Origin of the sequence: Chloroflexus sp., assembly GCF_034435895.1 — a bacterium.
GTDB lineage: Bacteria > Chloroflexota > Chloroflexia > Chloroflexales > Chloroflexaceae > Chloroflexus.
Window position 1 is genome coordinate 1 of sequence record NZ_DAOTWH010000288.1, and the last position, 5,547, is coordinate 5,547.

Here is a 5,547-nt window from a genome sequence, read left to right on the forward strand (position 1 = left end):
GCCGATCTGCCGGCGCCGCCGCCGGCTGCCGGTGGCCTGACCCAGCTCTCGCTGTTTGGCGGCGCAGCGCCAGCAGCCAATCCATCTTCGGCTACGACGCGGATTGTGCGCGACTCAGCGGCATTGGCCGATCTCGTGGCGTGCCTGGGCGCCGCGCCGGCGTTTGCTTTCGATACCGAATGCACCAGTCTGCAAGCGGTAGGGAGTGATTTGGTCGGCATTTCCATCGCGACCACGCCCGACGATGCCTGTTATCTGCCGGTGGGGCACGAGGTTGGCGAGCAGGTGCCGCTGGCTGAGGTGGTGGCGGCGCTTGGCCCGTTGTTTGCCGACCCGCACAAGCCCAAATTCGCCCACAACGCCAAGTTCGATGCCAAAGTGCTGGCTGGCGCTGGCGTGAAGGTGGCCGGGTTGGCGTTCGATACCATGATTGCGGCGGCGATGTTGGGCAAACGGCAAGGGCTGAAGGATTTAGCCTTTTACGAGTTGAAATTGCCCGAACCGCCGGCGACAATCGAAGACCTGATCGGGCGGGGCAGCAAGCAGATCAGCTTCGCCGCCGTGCCCATCGAGCAAGCCGCTCCCTACGCCGCCGCCGATGCGCTGTACACCTTGCTCCTCACCGAGACGTTAAGCGTCCAATTGGCCGCCGATGCCGCGCTGCGCGATCTGTATTATCGGGTCGAGCTGCCGTTGATCGACGTGCTGAACGATATGGAGCTGGCCGGCATTTTGGTCGATCACGAGTATCTGCGCGAGCTGGGCAAACGCTTCGCCCACCGCATCAACGAGCTGGCCGAGCGCATTTATGCGCAGGCCGGCGGCCCGTTTAACATCAATTCCGGCCCGCAACTGAACGAGGTCTTGTTTGAGCGGATGGGCATCGATCCGCGCGCCCACGGCCTCAGCAAGCTCAAGAGCGGCGGCTATTCGATTACGGCGGAAGTGTTGGAAGAGCTGAGCCAGCTCTACCCGATCGCCGCCGATATTCTGGCCTATCGCCAGCTCACCAAACTCAAGAGCACCTATATTGATGCCCTGCCGGAACTGGTCAATCCGCGCACTGGACGCATTCATACCTCGTATAACCAGATCGGCGCGGCGACAGGCCGTTTATCGTCGAACAATCCCAACTTGCAAAACATTCCGGTGCGGACGGAAGAGGGCCGCGAAATCCGGCGCGCGTTTGTCGCCGCTCCCGGCCATCGCTTCGTCGCTGCCGACTATTCACAGATCGAGTTGCGGGTGCTAGCCCACATCAGCGGTGACGAAAACCTGATCGCCGCCTTCCAGCAGAACCTCGACATTCACGCTGCCACGGCCAGCCGTCTGTTTGGCGTAGCGCCCGATCAGGTCGACAAAAACCAGCGCCGGGTGGCAAAGACGGTGGTGTTTGGCGTGATCTACGGCATCAGTGCCTTTGGCCTTGCCCAGCGCCTCGGCATCGAGCGCGACCTTGCCCGCCAACTGATCGACAATCTTTTTGCCCAGTTCCCCGGCATTCGCCGGTATATCGATCAAACGCTCGAATTTGGTCGCCAACACGGCTACGTGCAGACGTTGTTTGGCCGCCGGCGGGTGATGGAAGACTTGCGCGCCAGCGGCGCGCGACGGGCGGCTGCCGAGCGCGAGGCGATCAACGCGCCGATCCAAGGCACTGCCGCCGATATCATAAAGATCGCGATGGTCAATGTCCATCGCGCCTTGCGCGAACGCGGCTTGCGCACTCGTTTGCTCTTACAGGTGCATGATGAGCTGATTGCTGAAGCGCCAGAGGAAGAAGTGCCGGCGGCGGCTCAACTCTTGCGTGAGGTGATGAGCAGCGCCTACCAACTGGTGGTACCGCTCGGCGTCAATCTCGAAACTGGGCTGAATTGGGATGAGATGGCGGCGGTGTGAGGAAATAATGTTGCTTTGTCACCTCAGATATACGCCGGTGCTGAAATAAACGGTTTAGATCTGCCGCCGGTTGAGGCGGGGAGGGAATATGTCTGATGTGCAACCAACCTTCTCGGTGGTCGCGCCGGTCTACAATGAAGAGCAGTTGATCGCCGAGTTTTGCCGGCGGGTGATTGCAGCGCTCGAACCGCTGGGAGAACCGTTTGAGCTGGTGTTGGTCAATGATGGCTGCCGGGATCGGTCGCCGGAAATTATGCGTGAGCTGCACGAGCGTGATCCGCGGATCAAGGTGATTAACTTCTCGCGCAATTTCGGCCATCAGATTGCGATTACCGCCGGCACTGACTACGCTGCCGGCAAGGCGGTGATCGTGATCGATTCTGACCTGCAAGACCCGCCGGAAGTGATTCCCGAACTGATTGCGCGCTGGCGCGAGGGCTATCAGGTGGTGTATGGCGTGCGCGAAGAACGTGAAGGCGAGACGTGGTTTAAGAAGACGACGGCGGCTCTCTTTTATCGCCTCATCGTGCGAATCACCAACGTCAAGATTCCGGTCGATACCGGCGATTTTCGGTTGATGGATCGCAAAGTTGTCGATGCGCTCAAGCGCATGCGCGAGCATCACCGTTTTATGCGCGGCTTATCGGTGTGGGTTGGCTTCCGCCAGACCGGGGTGCCGTATCGCCGCCATGCCCGCACCGCCGGCGCCACCAAATACCCCCTGCGCAAGATGTTGCGTTTTGCCCTTGATGGTATTACCAGCTTCTCGTATTTGCCGCTGCAACTGGCGACCTATCTCGGCTTTATCGTCGCCGCGATTAGCATGATCTTCCTGTTGGTCGTGTTTATTATGCGGTTAGCCAATCCTGCCGCCGCCGAACCAGCGTTTTACGGGCAGGCCAGCACCTTGGTCAGCGTGCTCTTCCTTGGCGCAGTGCAACTGATTTCGCTCGGCATTATCGGCGAATATGTCGGTCGCATCTACGATGAAGTGAAAGGCCGGCCACTCTATATTGTCGCCGAAACGTTGGGTATCGCCGAGCCGGGTGCAACTTCTGCCGCCGCTGTGCGTACTTCCCAACATGAACAGACGTCACTGCGGATATGAGCAGAGGAGGTTGTGATGTCGCAGCGAGCGCCGCGCACTGGCGGAGGAGGAGGTATGAATTCACGGTTGTCGTTCGTTGGCGGATTTATCGTCCTACTGATCATTGCTGGCATTGGCCTGAGCACGATGAAGTAGGTGCAGGTCGATGAAGGGCAAGCCGCGATCGAGCTGGTGCAAAGCCAGATCGTAGCTGTGCATGGGCTAGGGCCAATCTTCCGCCCCTTCGCGCCGTTCACCGAGATCGAGCTGGTCAATGTGCGCCGCCAAGCGCGCCAAATTTCGCAGAATGTCGCTAGCAGCGATAAGTAACCGTACGATATCAATATTCAAGTTGATTTTCGCCGCTTGCCGGCCGAGCAGGCGCTGCGCGCAGCCTATGCCGAGATTGGGGTGAGTGACACGCTGCTCGGTGATTTTCTCGATGGCTTCATCAACGATGCGCTCAAGAGCGCCAGCACCCAATTCACCCTCGATGAAGCGCTCTCGGATCGCGGCTCATTTGCCGAGCGCATCCTCCGTTTTCTCACCACGCCTCCCGGCGATGGCCAGCGCGCGCCGGTCGATCAACTCTATATCACCATTGAAGCGGTGAAGGTGCTCGATATCAAGGTTGGCGACACCTACGCTCAATTGCTGGCCGAAAAAGCCAATCTGGAAGTGCAGATCGAGATTGAGCAGAAGCGCCGGCAGCAAATCGAGGCCCAGCAGGCCAATAATCTCTTCCAAGCCGAGCAAGAGGCGCTGGTTGCGCTGACGCGCGAAAAGGGCATCACCGCTGCCGCGCTAGAGGCCGCCAACCGTGAAGCGCAGGTGCGCGCTATCGAAGGTCGTTACTGGCGTGAAAACCCCGAACTGTTCGAGCTGCGCGAGCGCGAATTGCTGGTGCAGATGATGTCGAAGGGGAATGTGTGGTTCGTTGACCCGAATACCAATCTGACCCTGCTGCTCAATAATCAAGCGGTGGATGGGCAGGCGCTAGTGATCCCGCAGCCAAATCTCACACAGCCGGCAACGCCGGGTGAGACGCCGGCTAATCCATAAGCGCACATGCGGCATCCTGCCCCGCAGGATGCCGCATTTTTGTCGGACGTATCTAGGTGCGGCGACGCCACAGGATCGCGCCGATCAGGCCGAGCAAGCCGCCGAGTTTCAAGAGTTTCAATCCCAGATCGAGCGTCATCACACCGCCAAGCCCAATCATCACGCCGCCGGCGCCAAGAAAGATATAGACCGGCAGCCAGTGCTCCCACGTGTCGATGAGGGCTGATTGCGGCGCTTGTGGATCGTACAGCACTTCTACTTGATCGCCGGCTTGAAAGGCTGGCGGATTGCCGCCGAGTGTGCTCTCGAACCGGATCAATTCGCCGGTAGCGGTGCGGTACTCGACTACCGGGTAGGAGAAGGTTCGGTTCCTGCTGTTGGTATTGGCCGTGCGCTTTACGACTTCAACAACGACGCTTTGCGCCGGGATCATCGCCGCCATCTGGCGCTCAAGATCGGCGCAGATGTTCCAGCCAAAGCTGAGGAACAACATACCAGCAATGAACATCATCGGCAGGCCGATGATGACGCCGAGCGGACTGCGGATCCGTGCGTTCATCGTGACCTTGCTGCTGACTTCAAGGGCGGACAGAACGCATGAGCGCCGAATGGAGTTGATGGCTTTGCGATGAGCTGGTTAGCCTTCACCCCCAGCCCCTCTCCCACTGGTGCATTCAAGGGCGGACAGGACATCCGATCCGGTACCTGGACCTGAAGGGCCGGGCGAGGGGTACGAAGCCCGCTGCGCGGGCTGATGGCCCTCACCCCCAGCCCCTCTCCCACTGGCGCGTTCAAGAGCGGACAGAACGCATGAGCGCCGAATGGAGTTGATGGCTTTGCGATGAGCTGGTTAGCCCTCACCTCCAGTCCCTCTCCCACTGGCGCGGGAGAGAGGAGTGCAGCGCTGGGCGTTGCAGCATCACACAACGATCAACAGTTGTACTTGACCACATGTTCTGTCCGTTCCTCAACTGCTGACGGTTGAGGAATCTAGCTAGTGCAAGACGTGCGGCAGGGAACTGCCGCACTCCATCCAAGCGTGGTGTTTGCGCAGCATTCACGATACCCTCATGATACGCTCAACCATCATTGCCTGCATGAAAAAAGGCCTCAGCGGGACACTCCCGCCGAGGCCGTTCGCGCGCCATCATCCCACATATCGGGCCAACGCTTGCCGTAAGACCTGATACGGCTGTGCGCCGACTAGCCGCTCAACGACCCGACCACCTTTGAAGACGTAGATCGCCGGGATGCCGGTGATGCCGAAGCGTTGGGCCGTGTACGGGTTTTCGTCAACGTTGAGCTTGGCCACCACCGCTTTGCCGGCGAACTCTTGCGCCAGCCGCTCGATCGATGGCGCGACGGCCCGGCAAGGGCCGCACCACGGCGCCCAGAAATCGACCAGCACCGGCTGTTGGCTCTGGCCAACCACTTGATCGAAGCTGGCGTCGCGCAGTGTCACCGGCCCAGCCGGCGCGCGCGCTTCAGTGGCGGCTGGC

General features: G+C 60.1%; 6 protein-coding genes. 4 read left to right on the top strand and 2 right to left on the bottom strand.

Annotation, left to right across the window (positions count from 1 at the left end; translation table 11 throughout):
• The 4 genes from polA to U9R81_RS16160 all read left to right on the top strand — a co-directional run.
• A partial coding sequence (polA, locus tag U9R81_RS16145; protein WP_322496452.1) for a DNA polymerase I occupies window positions 1-1,899 on the top strand: 1,899 nt, incomplete at its 5' end.
• An 88-nt stretch (window positions 1,900-1,987) separates the two neighbouring features.
• Entirely contained in the window at window positions 1,988-3,007 is a 1,020-nt protein-coding gene (locus tag U9R81_RS16150; protein ID WP_322496453.1) for a glycosyltransferase family 2 protein, read from the top strand.
• A gap of 135 nt (window positions 3,008-3,142) precedes the next feature.
• Window positions 3,143-3,316: a hypothetical protein gene (locus tag U9R81_RS16155; protein ID WP_322496454.1), complete on the top strand. Its 174-nt coding sequence runs from the start codon at window positions 3,143-3,145 to the stop codon at window positions 3,314-3,316.
• Window positions 3,317-3,352: 36 nt separating this feature from the next.
• Complete coding sequence (locus tag U9R81_RS16160; protein ID WP_322496455.1) at window positions 3,353-4,048, top strand: SPFH domain-containing protein; 696 nt, start codon at window positions 3,353-3,355, stop codon at window positions 4,046-4,048.
• A 52-nt stretch (window positions 4,049-4,100) separates the two neighbouring features.
• Here the strand turns inward: U9R81_RS16160 and U9R81_RS16165 are convergent, their stop codons facing one another.
• Together U9R81_RS16165 and trxA are read right to left on the bottom strand one after the other, a co-directional pair.
• Entirely contained in the window at window positions 4,101-4,607 is a 507-nt protein-coding gene (locus U9R81_RS16165) for a DUF3592 domain-containing protein (protein ID WP_322496456.1), read from the bottom strand.
• 588 nt (window positions 4,608-5,195) lie between these two features.
• Window positions 5,196-5,547, bottom strand: a 352-nt coding sequence (gene trxA / locus U9R81_RS16170; RefSeq protein ID WP_322496457.1) for a thioredoxin, incomplete at its 5' end; no start/stop codon positions are given.

Bases quoted from the DNA above. Each gene is read 5' to 3' on its own strand.
- U9R81_RS16150 (WP_322496453.1), top strand. From the start codon at position 1,988: ATGTCTGATGTGCAACCAACCTTCTCGGTGGTCGCGCCGGTCTACAAT.
- U9R81_RS16165 (WP_322496456.1), bottom strand. From the start codon at position 4,607: ATGAACGCACGGATCCGCAGTCCGCTCGGCGTCATCATCGGCCTGCCG.